The organism is Deinococcus seoulensis, assembly GCF_014648115.1.
GTDB lineage: Bacteria > Deinococcota > Deinococci > Deinococcales > Deinococcaceae > Deinococcus > Deinococcus seoulensis.
In genome coordinates this window covers 142,982-164,954 of record NZ_BMQM01000001.1, presented here as the reverse complement: position 1 = coordinate 164,954, position 21,973 = coordinate 142,982, and the positions used below count along the sequence as shown (strand labels likewise).

The 21,973-nt window shown below is 70.5% G+C and carries 17 protein-coding genes and 1 pseudogene; 12 read left to right on the top strand and 6 right to left on the bottom strand.

The annotated features are described in order from the left end of the window. Positions 1 to 302: 302 nt before the first annotated feature. Both IEY70_RS00720 and rsmA read right to left on the bottom strand, forming a co-directional pair. Positions 303 to 1,214, bottom strand: a pseudogene (locus IEY70_RS00720) (carbohydrate kinase family protein); the annotation flags it as partial. A gap of 76 nt (positions 1,215 to 1,290) precedes the next feature. Further along, positions 1,291 to 2,151 (bottom strand): 16S rRNA (adenine(1518)-N(6)/adenine(1519)-N(6))-dimethyltransferase RsmA, encoded by an 861-nt coding sequence (rsmA, locus tag IEY70_RS00715; protein WP_229777519.1) that lies wholly within the window; start codon positions 2,149 to 2,151, stop codon positions 1,291 to 1,293. Between the two features lie 213 nt (positions 2,152 to 2,364). Here rsmA and IEY70_RS00710 point away from each other — a divergent pair, with 213 nt between their 5' ends. From IEY70_RS00710 to IEY70_RS00675, 8 genes are all read left to right on the top strand, one after another. Then, positions 2,365 to 3,276: a tetratricopeptide repeat protein gene (locus IEY70_RS00710; RefSeq protein WP_189063059.1), complete on the top strand. Its 912-nt coding sequence runs from the start codon at positions 2,365 to 2,367 to the stop codon at positions 3,274 to 3,276. Between the two features lie 80 nt (positions 3,277 to 3,356). Next, positions 3,357 to 4,784: an NAD(P)H-hydrate dehydratase gene (locus tag IEY70_RS00705; RefSeq protein WP_189063262.1), complete on the top strand. Its 1,428-nt coding sequence runs from the start codon at positions 3,357 to 3,359 to the stop codon at positions 4,782 to 4,784. Between the two features lie 100 nt (positions 4,785 to 4,884). Next, entirely contained in the window at positions 4,885 to 5,589 is a 705-nt protein-coding gene (locus IEY70_RS00700; RefSeq protein ID WP_189063058.1) for a DUF4388 domain-containing protein, read from the top strand. Between the two features lie 155 nt (positions 5,590 to 5,744). Continuing rightward, positions 5,745 to 7,418, top strand: a complete 1,674-nt coding sequence (locus IEY70_RS00695) for a glycerol-3-phosphate acyltransferase (protein WP_189063057.1) — start codon at positions 5,745 to 5,747, stop codon at positions 7,416 to 7,418. A gap of 103 nt (positions 7,419 to 7,521) precedes the next feature. Next, positions 7,522 to 8,517 (top strand): 4-hydroxy-3-methylbut-2-enyl diphosphate reductase, encoded by a 996-nt coding sequence (gene ispH / locus IEY70_RS00690; protein WP_189063056.1) that lies wholly within the window; start codon positions 7,522 to 7,524, stop codon positions 8,515 to 8,517. A gap of 58 nt (positions 8,518 to 8,575) precedes the next feature. Next, positions 8,576 to 8,893 carry a DUF1294 domain-containing protein gene (locus IEY70_RS00685; protein ID WP_189063055.1) on the top strand — a complete coding sequence of 106 codons (318 nt, stop codon included), beginning with the start codon at positions 8,576 to 8,578 and terminating at the stop codon, positions 8,891 to 8,893. A gap of 69 nt (positions 8,894 to 8,962) precedes the next feature. After that, positions 8,963 to 9,766 (top strand): [LysW]-aminoadipate kinase, encoded by an 804-nt coding sequence (locus IEY70_RS00680; RefSeq protein WP_189063054.1) that lies wholly within the window; start codon positions 8,963 to 8,965, stop codon positions 9,764 to 9,766. A 64-nt stretch (positions 9,767 to 9,830) separates the two neighbouring features. Beyond that, entirely contained in the window at positions 9,831 to 10,112 is a 282-nt protein-coding gene (locus tag IEY70_RS00675) for a hypothetical protein (protein ID WP_189063053.1), read from the top strand. Between the two features lie 157 nt (positions 10,113 to 10,269). Here IEY70_RS00675 and IEY70_RS00670 read toward each other — a convergent pair whose 3' ends face one another. Together IEY70_RS00670 and IEY70_RS00665 are read right to left on the bottom strand one after the other, a co-directional pair. Further along, the gene (locus IEY70_RS00670; protein ID WP_189063052.1) at positions 10,270 to 11,577 is read right to left on the bottom strand and encodes a S1C family serine protease; all 1,308 of its coding nucleotides are present in this window, start codon (positions 11,575 to 11,577) and stop codon (positions 10,270 to 10,272) included. Between the two features lie 154 nt (positions 11,578 to 11,731). Further along, a complete protein-coding gene (locus tag IEY70_RS00665) occupies positions 11,732 to 12,112 on the bottom strand; it encodes a S1 RNA-binding domain-containing protein (protein WP_055362658.1) in 381 nt (126 codons plus the stop codon). A gap of 225 nt (positions 12,113 to 12,337) precedes the next feature. Here IEY70_RS00665 and IEY70_RS00660 point away from each other — a divergent pair, with 225 nt between their 5' ends. Further along, positions 12,338 to 13,012, top strand: coding sequence for a septum site-determining protein MinC (locus tag IEY70_RS00660; RefSeq protein ID WP_189063051.1), 675 nt, complete (start codon positions 12,338 to 12,340; stop codon positions 13,010 to 13,012). Positions 13,013 to 13,159: 147 nt separating this feature from the next. On the opposite strand, the gene IEY70_RS00655 is transcribed toward IEY70_RS00660, so the two are convergent. Continuing rightward, positions 13,160 to 14,584 carry an amidase family protein gene (locus tag IEY70_RS00655; protein WP_229777518.1) on the bottom strand — a complete coding sequence of 475 codons (1,425 nt, stop codon included), beginning with the start codon at positions 14,582 to 14,584 and terminating at the stop codon, positions 13,160 to 13,162. A gap of 69 nt (positions 14,585 to 14,653) precedes the next feature. Here IEY70_RS00655 and IEY70_RS00650 point away from each other — a divergent pair, with 69 nt between their 5' ends. The 3 genes from IEY70_RS00650 (at position 14,654) to IEY70_RS00640 (ending at position 20,267) form a co-directional block, all read left to right on the top strand. Beyond that, complete coding sequence (locus IEY70_RS00650) at positions 14,654 to 15,502, top strand: prephenate dehydratase (RefSeq protein ID WP_189063050.1); 849 nt, start codon at positions 14,654 to 14,656, stop codon at positions 15,500 to 15,502. A gap of 284 nt (positions 15,503 to 15,786) precedes the next feature. Beyond that, positions 15,787 to 19,530 carry a methionine synthase gene (metH, locus tag IEY70_RS00645; protein WP_189063049.1) on the top strand — a complete coding sequence of 1,248 codons (3,744 nt, stop codon included), beginning with the start codon at positions 15,787 to 15,789 and terminating at the stop codon, positions 19,528 to 19,530. Next, entirely contained in the window at positions 19,527 to 20,267 is a 741-nt protein-coding gene (locus IEY70_RS00640; RefSeq protein WP_189063048.1) for a methylenetetrahydrofolate reductase, read from the top strand. The genes metH and IEY70_RS00640 overlap by 4 nt, the downstream gene beginning before the upstream one ends. A 315-nt stretch (positions 20,268 to 20,582) precedes the next feature. Here IEY70_RS00640 and IEY70_RS00635 read toward each other — a convergent pair whose 3' ends face one another. Beyond that, complete coding sequence (locus IEY70_RS00635; protein ID WP_189063047.1) at positions 20,583 to 21,878, bottom strand: DUF4139 domain-containing protein; 1,296 nt, start codon at positions 21,876 to 21,878, stop codon at positions 20,583 to 20,585. Positions 21,879 to 21,973 lie beyond the last annotated feature (95 nt).

Below are 21,973 nucleotides of genomic sequence, written 5' to 3'. Positions count from 1 at the left end.
GGAACGTGCGGGCCGCGCGGGTAGGGACGGTATCAGCTGGCAGTGGTTTTACGGGTGCGGCGCGCGGGGGCCGGGGCGGGCTCCGCCTCCGCAGCGGCGGCCACGGCAGCGGCGCGGGGGGCCTTTGCGGCCTTCCCGGCCGGTTTCTCCGCCACCTGTTCCGGCACCTGGTCCGGCGCCTGCTCGGGCACCTTCTCTGCGGCCTTCCCGGCACTTGCCTCCGGGCTCTTCTCCGAGTTCTTCTCTGGGTTCTTCTCTGGGGCCTGGCGGGCCGGGGTGGCGGGAGCCGCGCCCTTCCCGCCCAGGTCGGCGGCGGTGATCAGGGTTTCCTGCGCGCCGATACCGGTCGCGGCGAGCGCCCCGGCAGTGTTCGCCGCGCGGGCCGCTTCGGGCATGCTGCACCCGCTGAGGATGGCGTGCGCGAACGCGGCCGTGAAGGTGTCACCGGCGCCGGTGGAGTCCACGACCTTGCCTTCGGGGCGCACAGCGTCGACCAGTTCGGTCTCGGTGGGCGTCCAGGTGATGGAGCCCATCTTGCCGACCTTCACGATGACCTGCTTCGCGCCGGCCTCGCCGAGTTGCGCCAGCGCGGCGCTGATGGAACTGGTGCCGGTCAGGGCCTGCAGTTCGTGCTGGTTGAGCATCAGGTAGTCGGCGCGCAGCACGTCGGCGCGCAGGCTGGTCCCGGCCTTGTTCACGGCCCCGGTGCCCAGGTCGATGAACACCGGCACGCGCGGGGTGGCGGAGCGGGCGGCGTCGATGGCGTTCAGGGCGAACTCGCGTTGCGGGCCCTCGATCATGGCGTAGGCGTTGATGATCAGGGCGTCGGCGGCCTGCACCCCGGCGGCGTTCAGGTGGGCGGGGTCCAGCTGGCGGTTGGCGGCGCCGTCGCTGATCATGGCGCGCTCGCCTCCTGCGGTCTGCATGACGGTGATGGTGCTGGTCAGCAGGTCCGGGTCGCGCTGGATGGCGCTCTCGCTGACGCCGCTTTCGCGGACGTGGCTCAGGGCGTACTCGGCGAACGGGTCCTGGCCGACGCGGGCGGCCAGCGTGACGCTGTGGCCCAGGCGGGCCAGGGTGACGCTGATGGTCCCGCCGGCCCCGCCGGGTTTCATGCTGGCGTGCCGGGGCGTGACTTCCTGGCCGGGTGAGGGCAGGCGGTCCAGGTGGTAGAGGTGGTCAACGGTCACGTCGCCGATAACGTAGAACTTCACGGGAGTACCTCCAGGGCTCAGGTGTGGCCCTTGCAGATCGAAATTGGGGTGGGGCTGAGGCGCGTAGAAACTGGGCTTACCGTATCACGCCGAGTTTCACAGCCATGTCACGCAGATCGTGCAGGGCGACGTCCTCGGCCCGCACGTCTGGACGGATGTTCAGTCCGGCCAGCGCCGCGTCGATGGCCTCGCCGTCGTGGCCGATCATGCGCAGGTTGTTGCGCAGCGTCTTGCGGCGGTGGTGCAGGGCCGCCTCGATGAACTTCAGGAATTCGGGTTCCGGGGCGGGGCGGCTGCGGTCGAAGTCCAGGCGGATGACGCTGCTGGTCACGTCCGGGGCAGGCAGGAACGCGCCCTTGGGCACGTCGCGGACGTGGCGGACGGTGCCGTACAGGGCGGCGATGGCGCTCAGGAAGCCGTAGTTGTCGGTGCCGGGTTTCGCGGCGAGGCGCTGCCCGACCTCCTTCTGGACCAGCACGGTGGCGGACACGATGCCCGGCGCGCGCATGAAGCGTGAGAGCAGCAGGCCCGTGATGTAGTACGGCAGGTTGGCGATCACGCGCGTGCCGTCCGGGAGGCCAGCGTAGTCGAAGTCCAGGGCGTCGCCCCAGATGATCTGCACGTCGGTGTCGCCCAGCGTTTCGCTCAGGACGGCGCGCAGCCGTTCGTCTTTTTCCAGGGTGGTGACCTGCGCGCCGCGCGAGTGGATCTCGCGGGTCAGGACGCCCAGGCCGGGGCCGATTTCCAGGACGGGCACGCCGGGCGCGGCTCCGCCGGCCTCGGCGATGGCGCGCAGGATGTTCCCGTCGATCAGGAAGTTCTGCCCGAGGCTCTTGGTGGGTTTCAGTCCGTGGCGGGTCAGGAGTTCGCGCACGCGGGCCGGTGAGTACAGCGGGGCGGTCGCTCCGCTACTGGTGGGTGGGATCGGGTCGTTCAAGGGGTTCAGCTCCGGTGGGGCCGCCCGCTCCGGGCGGGGGCAGGGTGTCCCGCGTGTGTCTGGGCGGGCAGCTTCATCCGCGCGGCGCGGGGAGACGCGTCAGTATACTCGGCGGGTGAGTGTTCCGTTCCGGCCGAGTGTCCTGTTTCACCTGAGTGTCCGCGTGCGCGCCGCCCGTGTCTGCCCTGTTTCCGGTCCGTGCTGGGGGACGAGGTGAGTGCCGCGCGCCGCCCGGACGCCGGGCAGGCCACGCCGGACGGAGAGCAGGCCACGCCGGAAGGAGAGCACGTCACGCCGGAGCAACTGAACACGGACTCCTCGCAGGCGGCGCCGTCTGAGCGGGTCCTGTCGCTGGCTGACCTGATCGGGCAGCGCGAGTGGCGCCGGGCGCTGGCGACCGCGCGGGCGCAGGGCGCGCCGCTGGATCTGGAGCAGGCGCTGGACACCGTGCTGACCGTGCAGAGTGCCGTGCGGGCGCGGCGGTACCCGGCGGCGCGGCAGGCGGCGGCCGAACTGGCGCCGCTGCTGCCGACCGTGCCGGAACCCGAGGGAAGCGCGCTGCGGGCGCAGGTGGACCCGCAGGAACTGACCGGGGCGCTGCGGGCGCTGGACGCCGGGCAGAAAGTCGCGGACCCGGCCGAACTGGCGGCGCTGCTGGCGGGCGCGCTGGCGCAGCCGCTGACGCGCGCCGAGGCGCTGAACATGCAGGGCATCCTGCACGCCGTGAGCGGCGAGGCCGGGCAGGCGCGGGCCGTGCTGGAGGAAGCCATGCAGGCCGATCCCGGGCACTACCGCGCCCTGACGAACCTGGGCAACCTGGACATGGAGGCCGGGCAGTTCGCGGCGGCCGAGGCGGTGTACCGGCGGGTGCTGACCCTGAATCCCGATTACGACGGCGGGCACCACAACCTGGGCGTGGCGCTGCGCCGCCAGGGGCGTGTGGCCGAGGGCGTGAAGTCCATCCGGCGCGGGCAGCAGCTGAGCATGAAACGCTCGAAGGAAGACACGAACGCCGAGATGAAGGAACAGTTCGCGCAGAATCCGGCCATGAAGAATCTGCGCTGGGTGCTGATCGCCGTGGCCGCGCTGATCGTGTTCCTGGTCGTGCGGGGCGTGGGCGGCTGACGGTGCCGTGGGTCCTGAACGGCGAGGGCGCGCGGGCGGTGGACGCGCGGCTGGACGGGGCGGGGCTGCTGGACCTCGCCATGGAGGAGGCCGGGCGGGCCGTGGCGGACGCCGCGCACGCCGCCTTCCCGCGCGGCGTGGCGCTGCTGCTGGCGGGCGGCGGCGCGAACGGCGGGGACGCGTTCGTGGCGGCCCGGCACCTGCGGGCACTGGGCCGCGAGGTGCTGGTGCTGGCGCTGCCGTCCCGGCACCCGCTGACGCGCCTGAACCGGCGGCGCTGGCGGGCGGTGGGCGGCGTGACACGGCCCCTGAGTGCCAGCGCCGTGTCGCACCGGGCGCCGGGGGCGGGCGTGATCGTGGACGGCCTGCTGGGCACCGGGTTCCGGCCGCCGCTGCGGCCCGCGCTGACCGGGGTGATCGGGGCGCTGGCGGCGGCACGCGCGCACGGCACGCCGGTCGTGGCGATCGACCTGCCCAGCGGACTGGAGGAAGTGTCGGCGCTGGTTCCGGAGGGCCCGGACGGCCTACCGGGCACGGCCGGGGCGGACCTGACCGTGACGTTCATGGGCCTGAAGCCCGCGTTGCTGTTCGGTGCGGCGGCCGGGCACTCGGGACGGGTGCAACTGGTGCCGCTGCGGGTGCCCGGCGAGTGGGTGCAGGCGCAGGCCGTCGCGGAGCAGCCGACCGACGCGCAGGTGGCGGCCCTGCTGCCGGTGCGCCGCGCGGACGCGCACAAGGGCGCGGCGGGCCGCGTGTGGATCGTGGGCGGGCACCCCGGCACGGTGGGCGCGGCGGGTATGGCCGGCGTGGGGGCGCTGCGGGCGGGGGCGGGGCTGGTCACGGTGCACTCGGCGGCGGAGGTGCCGCTGCTGATGCCGGAACTGATGGTTCACCGGCACCCGGACCTGCGCGCAGCGCTGCTGGGCACGCCAGAGTCGGGGCGGCCGGACGCGCTGGCCGTCGGGATGGGCCTGGGACCGGACGCCGCCGAGCTGGCCCGCGCCCTGCTGACCTGGGGCATCCCGACCGTGCTGGATGCCGACGCCCTGCAACCGGAACTGGCGGGGCACGGACATGACCGCTGCATCTGGACGCCTCACCCCGGCGAGGCCGCGAGGCTCCTGGGCACCCGCACGCAGGACGTGACCCGCGATCCCCTGAGCGCCGCCCGCGCCCTGCAACAGCGGCTGGGCGGCGCGGTCGTCCTGAAGGGCGGCCCCAGCGTCGTGGCGCACGCCGGGGGCCTGAGCGTGTCGCGCGGCGGGCATCCGGGCATGGCCAGCGGCGGCATGGGCGACACCCTGTCCGGCGTTCTGGCCGCGCTGCTGGGTCAGGGCCTGAGCGCCCCGGACGCCGCCGTGGCCGGGGTTCGTCTGCACGCCCGCGCCGGGGAACGCGCCGCGCAGCAGCACGGGTACGGCCTGAGCGCATCGGATGTCGCGCAGGAACTCGGGGGGGCGTGGCAGGACCTGCGCGACGCCCTGCCCCGGTCAGGCCCGCCCCGCTGAAGTCCGCTGCGGCTGCCGGGGGCACACCCTGCGGGCGCGTGCCGGACGTGAACTTTCCCTGACCGTCCCCGGCGGGAAAGGTGCTAGTTTGCTGGTATTCATGCAAGGCCTGCTGAGCGACATTCCCCTTCTGGGCGTCCTGGAACTGATTCACGCGACCCGGCAGACCGGCGTGCTGGAAGTGCAGGCCGACGTGCCGTTCACGGTGGCGTTCGTGAACGGCGAGATCGTGTCGGGCGGCATTCTGGACTGGCTGGGCGCCGAGGCGCTGTACGCCAGTCCCATGCTGCCCGAGAGTGGGATGTTCACGTTCCAGCCGCGTCCCGTGACGGGCACGCCGCTGAGCGCGTACGGGCACTTCTCGACCGACTGGGCGCGCATCAGTGACGAGTGGGGGCAGGTGTGCGCCGTGATCGGCAGTCCCAGCCGCGTGTTCCAGGGGCAACTGCCGCTGTTCGACGTGCCGCAGGGCCGTTCGGTGCGGGCGGCGGCGCGAGAGGCGGAAGTACCGCTGTTTCAGGTGGCGCAGGTCGTGTCGCAGGCCGTGCGGGACGGGCGCCTGCACGCCGAGGACCGCTTCGAGTGGTTCCGGCTGCGGCTGATGCCCACCCGGCAGCGGGCCGCGCTGCACCCGGTGGCGCGCGTCCTGGACGGCGAACGCACCCTGGGGGACGCCGTGGCGCAGGGCACGCCGCTGAACGAGGTGCGTGACTACCTGCTGGGCGAACTGCGCCTGGGGCTGCGCTTTCCCGGCAGCGGCTGGGTCCTGCGTGACCTCGTGTGGGAGCAGCAGAACCTGAAGTGATCCGGATTCCACTCGCTCTGCTGCGCGGCTCTACGAGTCCGCTCGGGTTGAACGGTTTGTGCAAACCATTCAACCGGAGTCTGGATGATCCGGTAGTCCGCCTGATCTGACCGGCTGCCTGCCTGGGGAGGCGCCGCTGCCCTAGAATGGTCCACATGTTGTTTCTGTCGGCCCTGCTGTTGCTCGTGGCGTTCCTGGTGGGCAGTGCCCCGGTCGGGCACGCGGTCCTGTCACGCTCGGGCGTGAATGTCCGCGTGACGAACGCCTACAACCTGGGGGTCGAGAACGTGCTGCACCGCGTCGGCCCCGGCCTGGCGTTCGTGACGGCCCTGCTGGACGCCGCCAAGGGCTTCCTGGCGATCCTGATGGCGTCCAGCGTGAACAGCCCGGAACTGTCGGTGCTGGCGGGACTGGCCGCGTACCTGGGGCACCTGAACCCGCCGCGCGCGCTGTACGGGCAGACGCCGCCGCGCGGGCGGGGGAACTTGGTACTGCTGGGCGTCATGGCGGGACTGGCCGTGACGGGCGCCGTGCCGCTGTGGGTGGCGGCGCTGCCAGTCGTGGTGTACGCGGGCGTGGCGGGCTTCTGGGGGTACGTGACGGCCGCGACCCTGGCGGGCGTGCTGGCGTTCACGCTGGCGGTTGCGGCGCTGCCGCTGGGACCGGCGGCGAAACTGGCGGCGCTGGGGCTGCTGGTCGCGGCGGGCTGGCGGTTCAAGGAGAACCTGGGCCGCATGCTGGACGGCACCGAGCCGCGCCTGGGCGAGGCGGTGCCCATGGCGGGCCGCCGCAGTGACGAGGTGGTCGCGGCGTTCATGATTCACCCCATGACGCTGGAGAACTTCTGGAGTGCGCGGCGCTTCGCGTGGCTGCGTCCGCTGGTGGAAAAGGGCCTGATCAGCGAGGCGGGCGTGCGGCAGATGGCCGAGAGCCTGCGGCCCATGAAGGTCGGGGAGTTGCAGGGCATCCGCACGACGGACGGCAAGAGCATCCGCTGTTACCTGCTGTCCAGTCCGCTGCTGCCGGACGTGTTCCGCGACAACCCGGACCTCGCCACGCGCCGCGCCATCGAGGGCGCGAGGCTGGCGCAGGAACTCGGGGCGGAAGTGTTCGGGCTGGGCGCGTTCTGGTCGGTGGTGGGGAACAAGGGCGTGGACGTGCAGGCGGCCGTGCCGGACATCACCATCACGAACGGCGGGGCGTACACGTCCGGGACGATCAAGGCCGCTATTCCGGGCATCCTGGCGCACTTCGCCGCCGAGGGCCGCGACCTGAAGCAGGCGACGGCCGCCGTGGTGGGCGCCAACGGCGTGGTCGCGTTCGGGATCGCGCGGACCATCGCGCCGCAGGTGGGCAAGGTCATCATGATCGGCCGTGACCTCGAACGCCTGGAGCGCAGCGCCGCCACGTTGCGCCGCGCCGCGAAGGACACGGAGATCGTCACGACCACCAGTTACGACACCCTGAAGGAAGCGGACCTGATCTTCACGGCGACCAGCGACCCGAACCCCGTGATCTTCCCGCAGCACGTGAAAAGTGGCGCGTGGATCTTCGACGAGGGCCGCCCGGCCGACGTGGACGAGAGCGTGCAGGCCATTCCCGGCGTGCGGGTCATTCCGGGGGGAGTGGTGCGCCCGCCGGGCGGCATGACCAGTCACATCGACCTGCAGTTCGGGGAGGGGCAGGTGCCCGCCTGCCTCGCGGAGACGCTGATCATCGCCGCGACCGGCGAGCACGGCCGCAAGAGCCTGGGGCCGCAGACGCTGACCGAGAACATCAATTTCTTCGTGGAGCAGGCCGCGAAACTGGGCTTCGAAGTGGTGGACTGACCCGCACGCGGCGTGCGGGCACGGTCTGCGCGGCAGGCGGGTATTACACTGTCGGGCATGAGGTCCGCTTTGCTTCTGTCCTGTTCCGTTCGGGTGATCGCGCGTGGTTGAGCGTGTTCACCTTGCCAAGCCGCGCGGGTTCTGCGCGGGGGTCGTCATGGCGATCCAGGCGGTCGAGAAGGCCGCGCAGACCGAGTCGAAACCGGTGACGGTGTACCACTCCATCGTGCATAACCACACGGTCGTGGACCGCCTTCAGGCCGGGTACGGCGTGCATTTCGTGGAGGACCTCGACGGCGTGGACGCCCTGCCGCAGGGCGGCGAGACAGTCGTGTTCAGCGCGCACGGCATCAGCCCGGCGGTGCGCGAGCGGGCGCGGGCGCTGGGCCTGGCGACCATCGACGCGACCTGCCCGCTGGTCACCAAGGTGCACACCGAGGCCAAAAAGTACGCCCGTGAGGGCTACACCATCCTGCTGATCGGGGACAGCGCCCGGCATCAGGAGGTCATCGGGACGCAGGGCGAGGCGCCCGAGAACACCATTCTGGTGGGCGTGCTCGGCAAGACCGGCGAGGGCCTGCACGACCCGCACACGGTGCAGGTGCCGGACCCGCAGAAGCTGGTGGTGCTGACCCAGACGACCCTCAGCGTGGACGACACGCGCCGCACGGTGGACATCCTGCGCGCCCGTTTCCCGGCGTTGGTGGTGCCGCCCAGCGAGGACCTGTGCTACGCCACCAAGAACCGCCAGGACGCCGTGAAATCAATCGCGCCGCAGGTGGACCTGTTCCTGGTGCTGACCAGCACGCACTCCAGTAACGGCATGCGCCTGCTGGAACTCGCGGAGGCCGAGTGCGGGCGGTCCGTGCGCCTTGAGACGGCGGCGGACCTCGCGGGCGTGGATTTTGCGGGCGTGCGCTCGGTGGGGATCACGAGTGCGGCCAGCACGCCGGACGATCTGGTGCAGGCGGTCGTGGCGCACTTCCGGACGCTGAACCCGGCGCTGGAGGTCATCGAGGAGGGCGAGTGGGAGAACATCGAGTTCCGCGAGCCGAAGAAGATCCTGCCGACGCAGGCGCTGCCCCGCACCCAGCAGTGATCCGGGCGCCGTCTGGTGCGTTCGCTCCCCGGACGGCCCGCCGGAACGGGCGCGGTCCGTGATCTCCCCCACCTCGTTCGGCACGCTGCTGGACTTCCTGTTCCGGTTGTTCGTGGCGTGGCAGGTCGTGTGGGGGCTGGTGGCGTTCGTGGCGGTGTGGCGTGACAAGCAACTGGCGCAGTCCCGTGAGGGTCGCCTGCCGGAGGCGACGCTGCACCGCTTCGAGCGGCTGGGCGGCTGGGCCGGGTCGTGGGCGGCGCAGCGGCTCTTCCGGCACAAGACGCGCAAGGTGGCGTACCAGCGGGTCTTCCGGCGTGTCTGTCTGTGGTGGGCCGCAGCGTGGGCGACGCTGCTGGCGCTGGTCGTCTGGATCTGACCCGCCCCCATTCCCTGTCAATTGAAAACCATTTGACCTCCATTCCTGTCATGCGTTAGGATGCCCGGCATGATAGTAGTGAAGGTCGGCGGAAGCGCCGGAATCGATTACGACGCCGTCTGCGCGGACCTCGCCCGGCGCTGGAAAGCCGGAGAGAAACTGATCCTCGTGCACGGCGGCAGCGGCGAAACCAACCGCGTCGCGGAAGCCCTGGGCCACCCCCCCCGCTTCGTCACCAGTCCCAGCGGGTACACCAGCCGCTTCACGGACCGCCAGACCCTCGAAATCTTCGAGATGGTGTACTGCGGCAAGATGAACAAGGGCATCGTGGAACGCCTGCAACGCCTCGGCGTGAACGCCGTCGGCCTGTCCGGCCTGGACGGCCGCATCTTCGAGGGCCGCCACAAGGACTCCGTGCGGATCGTCGAGAACGGCAAGACGAAGGTCCTGCGCGGCGACCACACCGGCACCGTCGAGAAGGTGAACACCGGCCTGATCGACCTGCTGCTCGGCGCGGGCTACCTGCCGGTCCTCACGCCACCCGCCAGTTCCTACGAGGGTGTCGCCATCAACGTGGACGGCGACCGCGCCGCCGCCGCACTGGCCGTCGCCCTGAACGCCGACGCGCTGCTGCTGCTCTCGAACGTGCCGGGCCTGCTGCGCGCCTACCCCGACGAGAGCAGCCTGATCCGCGAGATTCCCGCCACCGACGTGGAAGCCTACCTGGAATTCGCGCAGGACCGCATGAAGAAGAAAGTCCTGGGCGCCGCCGAGGCCGTGCAGGGCGGCGTGAAACGCGTGATCTTCGGCGACGCCCGCGCCGGGGAACCCATCAGCGCCGCGCTCGGCGGGGCCGGCACCGTCGTCTCGTAAACCGGCTTTCCCCCATGGCACCCTCTCCCGCCTGAGCGGACGGGGGTGCTATGCTTCCCAGCCGATGTTGACCCCCGCCGAACTCCTGGAATTCCTGAACGTGAGGGGCGGCCGCGAGCACCGCGTGACCGCCCTGCTGCGCGCCGGGCACGGCAAGAAAGCCAGCGTCCGCGAACTCGGCGAGTACCGCCTGACCGCGCGCGGCGAACAGGTGCAGGCCACCGGACCCAGCGGCCAGACCCGCGACCTGACCCACGACGAATTCCACGCGGTGTTCGGGTCGTACGTGTTCACGCCCGCCCAGGCGACCGGCGTGATGACCGACCTCGGCCCGCTGTTCGGCTGACTCATACTCATACGGACTCCGATTGAATGGGCTGCAAAGGCCACTGGGTCCGAGCGGATGCGATTGGGAGCAGGGCACCCTTCCGGACGTGGGGCTGGCAACCCGTCGCGGCCCACCCCCATGGCAGGAGTGGGCCGCGCCCCGGTCCACGCGCCGCTTACTGGTTGCTGGTGGGGAAGCTGAAGGCGCTGAGGGTCACGTCGACGGTGCGGGTCTTCCCGGCGCGCTGTACGGTGAGTTTCACGCGGTCGCCGATGCGTTTGCCGATGATGGCGCGGCGCAGGTCGTCGCCCTCGCTGATGGGCTGGCCGTCCACGGCGGTGATGATGTCCCCGTCGGTGCTCAGGGCGTCCGCGCTGCCCTGCGTGCCGGACGGGGCGTTCAGTTGCAGCCCTGAGGTCGTGCCGCCCTGGAGTCCGGCGGCGGCGGCGGGGCTGTTCGGCGCGACTTCCTGAATCAGGGCGCCCTGGGCGGGGAGGTTCGCCTGCCCACGCTGCTGTTCGCTCAGGACGCTGAGGTCCGTGAACTGCACGCCCAGGGTGGGGGTCTGGATCACGCCGCCCTTGCCAGCCTGGAGTTGCGGCAGGAGTTTCTTGACGGTGTTCACGGGAATCGCGAAGCCCACGCCGGCGCTCTGGCCGCTGCCGCCGGTCAGGATCTGGGTGTTCACGCCGATGACCTGCCCGGCGCTGTCCAGCAGCGGGCCGCCGCTGTTGCCGGGGTTGATGGCGGCGTCTGTCTGGATGACGCTCTGCTCGACGCCCTTGGTGCCGACCGGTACGCGGCGTTCCAGGCTGCTGATGATTCCCTCGGACACGCTGAAGTCCAGGCCGAAGGGGGCGCCCATCGCGACGGCTTTCAGGCCCACGTCCAGCTGGTCGCTGTCGCCCAGCGGGATGGGCCGGGCGGCCCCGGCGGGCAGGCCCTCGGCGCGGATCAGGGCCAGGTCGAAGTCGGGGGCGCGGGCCACGACTTTCGCCCGGTACTCGGTCTTGTCGCCGTGCAGGCGGACCGTGATCTCGCTGGCGCCCTCCACGACGTGGTTGTTGGTGATGATGTCGCCGCTGCTGGTCACGAAGAAGCCGCTGCCGGTGCCCGTCTGCGCCTGACCGCTGCCGTCGTCGGGGAGGCTGAACGGCAACTGCTGTTGCAGGCGCTGCCGGAGTTGCGCCTGGGCGCTGCCGGCGCTGCTTTCCTTGACGCTCACGTACACCAGTCCGTCCTGGCGGTCCTTGACGACCTGCACAGTGTTCGCCTCGGATTCCGTGCGGGCGCGGCCTCCGTCGTAGGTGCTGGCGGCGGGCACCATCTGCCCCTGTGTGCGGCTGTCGGCGCTGAGGTTCGTGTCCGGCGCGGTCTGCGTGACCGCCGTGGCGGGGGTGGTGCGGGCGTTGAGTTCGTAACCGACCAGCCCACCGACAGCGAGGGTTCCGGTCAGGGCCAGGATGGACAGCGAGCGTTTCATGCGCGCATTGTGCAGGGCGCTGGTTACAGGCCGGTTAAAAAACAGTCTGCTCTGCCCGGGGAGGTCTCGGCGGGGCATGCAGAAGGCCGCCTCCGGTCCTGGGGAACTGGGGCGGCCACTGCGGTTCTTCCGGCGCGGGGCCGGGGGTGCGGGGTTACTTCTTGCGTTTGCCTGCGGGTTTCTTGCCACCACCTGCGGTGGTGCGTTCCTTGGCGTCACGCATGAAGGAACGGAGCTTGGCCTCGAACTGAGGGCTCTGCCGTCCGATGGCGCGGGGGCGGGGCACCTCCTCGGGCTCCTCGAGCAGTTCCTTGATCGAAAGGTCGAGTCGGCCCCGCTCGTCGCGGCCCAGGACTTTCACTTCCACGTTCTCGCCTTCGCGGACGTGGTCGTGAATGTTGCGCACGAACGAGTGAGCGATCTGCGAGATGTGCACGAGACCCGTCTCGCCGTTCTCGAACTGGATGAACGCGCCGAAGTCGGTCACGCGCGTTACGCGGCCCTCCACGACCGCGCCGGAATCAAGCTGCACCAAAGGTGTTCTCCTTGAAAAGCATGAGGCTCATGGTACACCATCCCCCGCACCCGTGCGCGGCAGGTCCGCACACGTTCCGTGCGAGCGTGAACGCCACCTGAGCCGACCTCTCAGAAAGGCCCTCCGGCACGGGCACTCCCACCTCACCCTGGACCGGGTCCAGCGCGGCCCGCACCGCCGCCCGCGCGGGCCGGTCGGGGGGCGCGGATGCTCTAGATTGGCCTCATGAAGTTGCGCGGCACGCTTGGCGGCATGAACCTCCTGCTGGAACCCACGGACACGGCCGGGTCGGTCGCCGAGGCACTCGGCGTGCGCGCCGCGCTGCTGACCGGGCAGATCACGCTGGAACTCCAGTCGGACGTGGACCCGGCCGCACTGGAAGAAGCCCTGCTGCACATCCGCGCCGCCGGGGGCACGCCGGGCCGGGTCCGCGCCGCCCGCCAGCCCGCCCCGCCCGCCCCGACTGCCAGCGCCGCCATACCCGCGCCCACCCCCCCCACCCTGCCGGCAGCCGCACCGGCCGCGCCCGCACCGGCGGCCGGTCTGCCCGGCGGGCGCACCGTGATCGTGCCGCACACCCTGCGCGCCGGATTCCGGGGCGAGTACCCCGGCAGCGTGATCGTGCTGGGCGACGTGAACCCCGGCGCGGAAGTCATGGCCGGAGGGGACGTGATCGTCATCGGCGCGCTGCGTGGCCTCGCGCACGCCGGGCAGGGCGGCCACAGCGACGCCATCGTGTGGGCCAGACCCATCGCCAGCCCGCAACTGCGCATCGGAAACGCCGTCGCCCGCGCCCCCGAAGGCAGCAGCCTCAGCAACATGCGCCACCGCGAGGACCAACCCACTGCCGAAGTCGCCCGCCTGCACGCCGGAACCATCCAGATCGACACGCAGAAGTAGGTTGATGGCTGATGGCTGATGGCTGATGGCTGATGGCTGATGGCTGATGGCTGATGGTCAACAGCGTGTGCGCGGCCCGGCCGGCCACGTCAAGGCCAGTTACGTCAAGGCCGGCCATGTCAGGGCCAGCCACTCCCCACTTCCCTCCTACATGGCCGGGAAGCGCACGCCGCCCAGTTCGCGGTTCAGGTGGGCAGCCAGGGACAGCAGGCGGCCGTCCTGTCCGGCGGGGGCGACCAGCAGGACGCCGCTGGGGGGCGCGCCGGTGTCGGTGCCGGGAGGGGTGACGGGCAGCGCGAGGCTGGGGTAACCGGCCTTGGCGGCCAGGGCGCAGCCGTGAATGCCGGGAAAGACCAGCAGATCGAGGCCCTCGGCGAACAGTTGATCGAAACCCCGGGTGCGGGTCAGGCGCAGGTCGCGGGCGCGGGCGCGGCGGTAGTTGGTTTCGCTGGTGTCGCCGCGGGTGCCCTGCGCGGCGTGCAGCAGGGTCTGCCCGTAGCGCAGCAGGCGTTCGGGGTCGCGGTCGCCCGCGTCGATGACCTCGCGGAGGCTGCGGGGGCCGTCGGTGACGCCCGCGAGGTAGGCGTTCAGGTCACTGGCGAATTCGTATTCGAGGACTTCCATGTTCCAGCCGGTCCCGTCGAGTTCGGCGCGGGTGGGGAACGTCTGGTCGTGGGTGGTGGCGTTCAGGTCGGTCAGGAGCGCGGCGATGTGGTCGAACGCGGCCTGCTCGGCCGGACTGACGTGCGGTTCGTCCCGGATGAGGCCGACGTGCGCGCCGTTGAGGGCCGTCTCGCGGATCTGGAGGTCCGGGACGGGCAGGAGGCGGCTGGACTCGTCGTGCGGGTCGGGTCCGGCGATCACGGTCAGGATCAGGGCGGCGTCGCGGGCGCTGCGGGTGATGGGTCCGGCGGTGTCCTGGCTGTGGCTGATGGGAACGATACCGGTGCGGGGCACGAGGCCCAGGGTGGGTTTCAGGCCGATCATGCCGTTCTGGTGGGCGGGACTGACGATGCTGCCGCTGGTTTCGGTGCCGATGGCGGCGGCGCACAGGCGCGCGGCGACGGCCACGCCACTGCCGCTGCTGCTGCCGCCGGTGTCCCGGTCTGCCTGCCAGGGGTTGACGGTCTGCCCGCCCATGCTGGAGTACCCGTTGCGCATGCCGACGGTCATGAAGTTCGCCCATTCGGTCATGTTGGCCTTGCCGAGAATCACGGCCCCGGCGGCCCGCAGGCGCGCGACGAGCGGCGCGTCGTGCGTGGGGACGTGCGCGCGCAGCAGCAGGCTTCCGGCGGTGGTGGGCAGGCCGGCCACGTCGATGTTGTCCTTGATCAGGATGGGCACGCCGTGCAGCGGGCCGCGCCGGTCGGCGCTCAGGGTGTCCAGGGTGTCGGCGTCGGCCTGCGCGGCGGGGTTGACGGTGATCACGGCGCGCAGGGCGGGGTTCAGGGCGTTCAGGCGGCTCAGGTAGGTGCGGACGGCCTCGCTGGCGGTCAGGTCGCCGCGGCGGGTGGCGGCGGCCAGCGAGCAGGCGTCCAGATCCAGGATCGGGTCGGGCATGGTCAGGGTCACGCTGCTCACTGTACGCACGTCTAAGCGCCGGTGCCGTGTGATGGAACGCGGTGCGCTAGCCTCGGGCGCATGAGCACAAGCGCCTCCCGCCTGACGATCGCCTTTCAGGGCAACCCCGGTTCCTACGGCGAGATTGCCGCGCTGAGTGCGCTGGGCGAGGGCCGGGACGTGGATACGCGCGGCTACCCGACCTTTCATGAGGTCGCGCGGGCCGTGGAGGCAGGCGAGGCGGATTTCGGGGTGCTGCCGGTCGAGAACAGCCTGATGGGCGCCATTCATCAGGCGATCGACGTGCTGACCGACACGGACCTGCACGTGTCCGGTGAGGTCGTGGTGCGGGTGTCGCACTGCCTGATGGCGCTGCCCGGCGTGGCGCTGGAGGACATCCGGCGCGTGGCGAGTCAGCAGCCGGCGCTGGATCAGTGCACCGTCCTGATCCGCAAGCACGGGTGGCAGCCGGTCGCGGCGCACGACACGGCCGGAAGTGCCAAGAACCTCGCGCAGAGCGGCGAGCGGGACCTCGCGGCGATCGCCAGCAGCCGCGCGGCGGAACTGTACGGCCTGAACGTCCTGCAACGCGAGATCGAGGACGAGCCGTACAACTTCACGCGGTTCATGGTGCTGTCGCGTACGGAGCCCGCGCCGAGCGACGCGCCGCACAAGACGAGTCTGGTGTTCGCGGTGCGGCACACGCCGGGCTTCCTGGTCGAGACGCTGAACGAGCTGCGCGGCCTGAACCTGAGCCGCATCGAGAGCCGTCCGCGCCGGGACCGCGCCTGGAGTTACCTGATGTACGTGGATATCGAGGGGGACGCCCGTGATCCGCGCGTGGCGCAGGCGCTGGCGGGGGTGCTGCGTAAGGCCAGTTACGCGAAGATCATCGGGTCGTACCCGGCGGCGCAGGGCACGGTCGGGTAGGGGCGCCTGTCCACTCCACCCCCCTTTTGCTGGGGTGGGGGTGCGCTATGCTGCCCGTATCGTGCCCGCCGGGCGCGGTCATCCAGAATCGCCGGAGGGGATTTTCTGCCCTGTGATGGCGAGGCAACCGGCCCTCATTGCGGCAACGGTGCTTTCAGAAGAGACCCGCGTGGGTGCGCTGACGATGGCGCGAGCGGGGACGATGGCCCAGAAGCGGCGCAGCACTCGCGCAAGGACTTTCCATGGCCGCCACCGGGCGGCCTTCTGCAGTACAGGGGTGGACCATGAGCACGGACATTCGCGCCGAGGCGCGCAAGAGAATCCTGATTCTGGACGGAGCGTGGGGCACGCAACTCCAGCAGGCCGGACTGACCGAGGCCGACTTCCGCTGGGACGGGGCCGATCCCATGCGGATGTACCGGGGGAACTTCGACCTGCTGCAACTGACGAAGCCGGACGTGATCCGCGCCGTGCACCGGGCGTACTTCGAGGCGGGCGCGGATATCGCCAGCACGAACACCTTCAATTCCACGACGATCAGTCAGGCGGATTACGGCACAGAGGCGCTGGCGCGCGAGATGAACGTGCAGGGCACGCGGCTGGCGCGCGAGGTGGCCGACGAGTTCACGGCCCGTGATGGCAGGCCGCGCTGGGTGGCGGGGAGCATCGGCCCGACGAACCGCACCGCGACCCTCTCGCCGGACGTGGAACGCCCGGAGTTCCGCAACGTCACCTACGACGATCTGGTGGCTGCGTATACCGAGGCCGCCGAGGGCCTGATCGAGGGCGGCGCGGACCTGCTGCTGCTCGAAACCGTGTTCGACACCCTGAACGCCAAGGCGGCACTGTTCGCCTGCGAGGAGGCCTTCGCGCGCACCGGAAAGACCCTGCCGGTCATGCTGTCGGGCACGATCACAGACGCATCCGGGCGTACGCTGAGCGGGCAGACGCCGGAAGCATTCGCGATCAGCACCGGGCACGCGAACCTGTTCAGCCTGGGTCTGAACTGCGCGCTGGGCGCTGATCTGCTGCGCCCCCACCTGCGCGAGATCGCCGCGAACACGGACGCGCTGGTCTCCGTCCACCCGAACGCGGGCCTGCCGAACGCCTTCGGCGAGTACGACGAGACGCCCGAGCAGACGGCCGCCGTGCTGGGCGAGTTCGCCCGCTCGGGGCTGGTGAACATCGTGGGTGGGTGCTGCGGCACCACGCCCGAGCACATCCGCGCGATTGCCGAAGCGGTGCAGGGCGTGCCGCCGCGCACCGCCCCCGAGCAGCCCGCCGTGCTGCGCCTGAGCGGCCTGGAACCCCTGAACGTCACGCCGGAACTGAACTTCGTGAACGTCGGCGAGCGCACCAACGTGACCGGCAGCCCCAAATTTGCCAAGGCCATCCTGGCCGGGGATTACGACGCGGGCCTGAAGATCGCGCGGCAGCAGGTCGAGAACGGCGCGCAGATCGTGGACGTGAACTTCGACGAGGGCATGCTGGACGGCGAGGCGGCCATGGTGAAGTTCCTGAACCTGCTGGCCGGGGAGCCGGACATCAGCCGCGTGCCGCTGATGCTGGATTCCAGCAAGTGGGAGATTCTGGAGGCGGGCCTCAAGCGCGTGCAGGGCAAGGCGGTCGTGAACTCGATCAGCCTGAAGGACGGCGAGGAGAAGTTCCTGGAACGCGCCCGCCTGCTGCGCCGCTACGGGGCGGCGGCGGTCGTCATGGCCTTCGACGAGCAGGGACAGGCGGACAACCTGGAACGGCGCATCGAGATCACCTCCCGCGCCTACCGCCTGCTGACCGAGGAGGTGGGCTTCCCGGCGCAGGACATCATCTTCGACCCGAACGTCCTGACCGTCGCGACCGGCATCGAGGAGCACGACCGCTACGCCATCGACTTCATCGAGGCGACCCGCTGGATCAAGGCGAACCTGCCGGGTGCCCTCGTGTCGGGCGGGATCAGCAACGTGTCGTTCAGTTTCCGGGGGAACAACCACGTGCGCGAGGCGATGCACGCCGTGTTCCTGTACCACGCGATCCGCGCGGGGCTGGACATGGGTATCGTGAACGCCGGGATGCTCGCCGTGTACGAGGACATCGAACCCGAGCTGCGCGACGCGGTGGAGGACGTGATCCTGGCCCGCCGCCCTGATGCAACCGAACGGCTGCTGGAACTCGCCGACCGCTACAAGGGCATCAAGCGCGAGGTCGGCGCGGGCAGCCCCTGGCGTGACCTGCCGGTGCAGGAGCGGCTGAAGCACGCGCTGGTACAGGGCATCGCGGACTTCGTGGACGCGGACGCCGAGGAGGCGTATCAGGAACTCGGCTCGCCGCTGAAGGTCATCGAGGGACCGCTGATGGACGGCATGAACGTCGTGGGCGACCTGTTCGGGGCCGGGAAGATGTTCCTCCCACAGGTCGTGAAGTCCGCCCGCGTGATGAAACGCGCCGTGGCGTACCTCACGCCGTACATGGAGGCGGAAAAGCAGGAGGCGGGCGGCAAGGGCAGGGTGCTCATGGCGACCGTGAAGGGCGACGTGCACGACATCGGCAAGAACATCGTCGGCGTGGTGCTGGCCTGCAACGGCTATCAGGTCACCGACCTGGGCGTGATGGTGCCCACCGACAGGATTCTCGACGAGGCCGAGCGGATCGGCGCGGACGTGATCGGCCTGAGCGGCCTGATCACCCCCAGCCTGGACGAGATGGTCACCGTGGCCCGCGAGATGACGCGGCGCGGCATGACGCAGCCCCTCCTGATCGGCGGGGCGACCACCAGCCGCGCGCACACCGCCGTGAAGATCGACCCCGCCTACCCCGGCCCGGTCGTGCACGTGCTGGACGCCAGCCGCGCCGTGACGACCACCGCCGACCTGCTGGCCGACCCGCGCGGCGTGCAGGAGCGCGTGCGCGAGGAGTACGACGCCCTGCGTGAACGGCACGGCGAACGCACCATCCGCCTGATCCCCATCGAGGCCGCCCGCGAGCGCGCCCCGATCCTCTCCCCCACCGTGCCCCCCGCGCCGCGCGAACCGGGCCGCCAGATCATCGAGCAGCCCATCGCGGAGCTGCTGGACTTCATCGACTGGACGCCCTTTTTCATCGCCTGGGAGATGAAGGGCATCTACCCGAACATCCTGACCGACCCCCTGCGCGGCGAGGAAGCTCGCAAGTTGTTCGCCGACGCCCAGGCGCTATTGCAGCGCGCCATCGACGAGAAGCTCCTGACCGCGCGCGGCGTGATCGGCCTGTGGCCCGCCACGCGCGACGGCGACGACATCGTGGTCGGAGCAGATGGCAGATGGCCTCAGGCAGATGGGCAGCCATCCGCGATCAGCCATCCGCCTGCCGTCCGCCTCCACACCCTGCGTCAGCAGCGCGAGCAGAACACCCCGAACGTCGCGCTGGCGGACTTCGTCGCGCCGCACGGTGACCACATCGGGGCGTTCGCGGTCGCCATTCACGGCGCGGACGAACTGGCCCGCGCGTTCGAGGCCGAGCACGACGACTACAACTCCATTCTGGTGAAGGCAGTCGCCGACCGGCTGGCCGAGGCCTTCGCGGAGAAACTGCACCGCGACGTCCGCACGCGCCACTGGGGCTACGCGCCGGACGAGACGCTGGGCAACGACGACCTGATCCGCGAACGGTACGACGGCATCCGCCCCGCGCCCGGCTACCCCGCGCAGCCCGACCACACCGAGAAACGCACCCTGTTCCGCCTGCTGAACGCCGCCGAGATCGGCCTGGAACTGACCGAGTCGTGCGCCATGTGGCCCGCCGCCGCCGTGTCCGGCTTCTACTTCGCGCACCCGGACTCCCGGTACTTCGCAGTCGGCCGGATCGGCCGCGATCAGGTGCAGGACTACGCCCGGCGCAAGGGCATGCCGCTGGACGAGGTGGAACGCTGGCTGGGACCGATCCTCGCGTATGACGCGGGGGTGGCGGATGGCGAAAGGCAGATAGCTGATGGCAGGGCCGCGCCTTCGACCATCGACCTTCAGCCTTCTGCGGCGGCCGGAGGCCGCCCATGACCCGCGTGTCCGTGGAGCTCGTGCCCCGCTCGCGCAGCGGCCTGCGGGCCGAGATCGCGCAGGTGGCGGCGGCGCTGCCGGGCGTGGATACGGTGAACATTCCTGACCTGACGCGTTACTCGCTGCGGTCGTGGCTGGGCTGCGCGTTCGCCCGGCCCGGTCACCGGACGGTGCCGCACCTGCGGGCCGTGGATTTCAATCCGCGTGAGCCGCTGCCGTTCCTGGGCACGCTGGACGAGCACGGCATCACCGAGGTGCTGGTCGTGACGGGCGACGCTCCGGCCGACATGAGCGCGCGGGTGTACGACCAGGACGCCGTGGACCTGATCCGCCGCCTGCACCGCGACGCGCCGCACCTGACCGTGTACGCCGGACTGGACCCGTACCGGCAGTCGTTCGCGCGGGAACGCGATTACCTGGAACGCAAACTGGATGCGGGCGCGGCCGGGTTCTTCACGCAACCGTTCTTCGATCTGCGGGTCATGGACGCCTACAGCGACCTGATCCCGGACGGCGCGCAGATGTGGTGGGGTGCGACCAGCATCCTGACGGAAAGCAGCCTGAACTACTGGCGGGCACGGAATCACGCCGTGTTCCCCCGCTCCTTCGCGCCCACCCTGGAGTGCAACCGTGCCTTCGCCGCCGACCTGCTCGCCTTCGCGCGGGAGCGCGGTCAGCACGCGTACTTCATGCCGGTGAAGGTGGACGTGCAGGCGTACCTGGAAGGGATTCTCTGAGCGACAGGCTTTACACGACCCCGGCCCCCGGCTGAAGCCAGAAAAGTAGATCAGCACCCCGGACCGTCCCACCGATCACCTGACCGCCGACTGCCACCGGCCGTCGTGCGCGAAGCGCGCGGGCCTGCAAGGGGGGCGGAAGGATGGCGTCGAGGCCGGACCCGTCACCGACCAACACAAACACGCCGCGCCGAAAGAAACTCTTGCCCAGTGCAACGCTGCTCCCCCGTCCCCCCTGGGGATGGGGGTTGGGGGGTGGGGCCACCAACGAAAAGAGCCTCCCCCATCATCCGGGAAGGCTCCTATCGGGAAGCTTCAGCTGTTGTCGATGACCACCGTGAAGGTCCGGCTGATCTTGCCGTTGGCGGGGACGTCCACGCGCAGGTTCGCGGTTCCCTGGTTCTTGACGGGGGCGCTGGTGTCGATGATGATGACGCGCCCGCCGATGCGTTCGGTGACCTCGGCGCGGACGGTGCGGTCCTTGCTGCTCTCGAAGGCGTAGGTGACCTTGTAGGTGGTTTTGGTGACGTTGCCCTTGGCGTCCTTGACCTGGGCGGTCTGGGCGGCGGTGCGGGTGTACTCGATGTCGGGGTCTTCGCCCAGGGAGAAGTCGATGGTGCCGCCCTTGCGGGTGTCGGGGAGGGTGGTCTGGCCGACGAGGCGGCCGTCTTCGCGGACGGTGAGGGGTCCGGCGGGGAGGCGCTGGTCGGCTTCCAGGCGGTAGGAGCGGTTGAGGGTGCCGGTGCGGGTGTCGGTGCCGAAGTAGGTGTCGAGTCCGGCGTAGCGTTCGAATCGGCTGAGTTTGGGTGTCAGGAACGGCAGGGTGATGACGGAGTTGGCGGGCAGCGTGAAGGGGGTGGTGAGGTCGTAGCGGGTCAGGCCGCGCAGTTCGCCCTGGCTCTGGATCTTGGGGGCGGGGGCGGCGGCGGTGGGGACGGCGCGCATGACCATGTCGGCAGCGAATCCGGCCGCTTCGGCCTGGGGGTTGGCCTGCACGGTGACGTCTCCGGCGTACAGTTCGGTGTTCTGCACGTCGTAGGCGAGGTCGGTGGTGTTGCGCAGGTCGGCCAGGGCGGTCAGGTTCGCGCCGGCGCTGCTGGCGTTCAGGGTGTAGCGGGGGCTCCAGGTGACGGCGCGGGTCAGGTAGGTCAGGGTGCCGGTTCCGGCGCGGGGCAGGGTGTAGGTCAGGGTCTGGCTGGGGCTCTGGGGGTTCAGGGGGGGCGCGGCGCTGAAGGACAGGTCCTCGAAGCGCACGTTGAAGAACCGGCCCTGGGCGTCCCTGACGAGCAGGTCGCGGGCGCGCACGAGCGTGACGGGTTCGGTGGTGTCGCCGCGGCGCAGGAACACGGTCTGGCCTTCGAGGCCGCTCAGCCAGTTGCTCTGGAGGGTCTGGGCGGCGCTGCTGAACGGCAGGCCTTCGAGGTCGAGGCTGCCGGGCAGCACGCTTTCCCAGGCGGACTGCGGCAGGGTGACGTTCAGGCTGGTGCCGGTGGCGGTGACGGACTGGCGGACTTCGGTGAAGCTGGGGTAGATGCGCAGATCGGCGGCGCTGGCACTTCCGAGGGCGAGGGCGGTGGCGACGGCAGCGGCGACGGACAGGCTGTTTTTCATGTCCGCATGGTGACCCGGCCCTCATTATGAGATGTGAGAGGTCCGGTCAGAATAGGAACAGAAAAACCCGCCTTCCCAGTCGGGTCGGCGGGCTG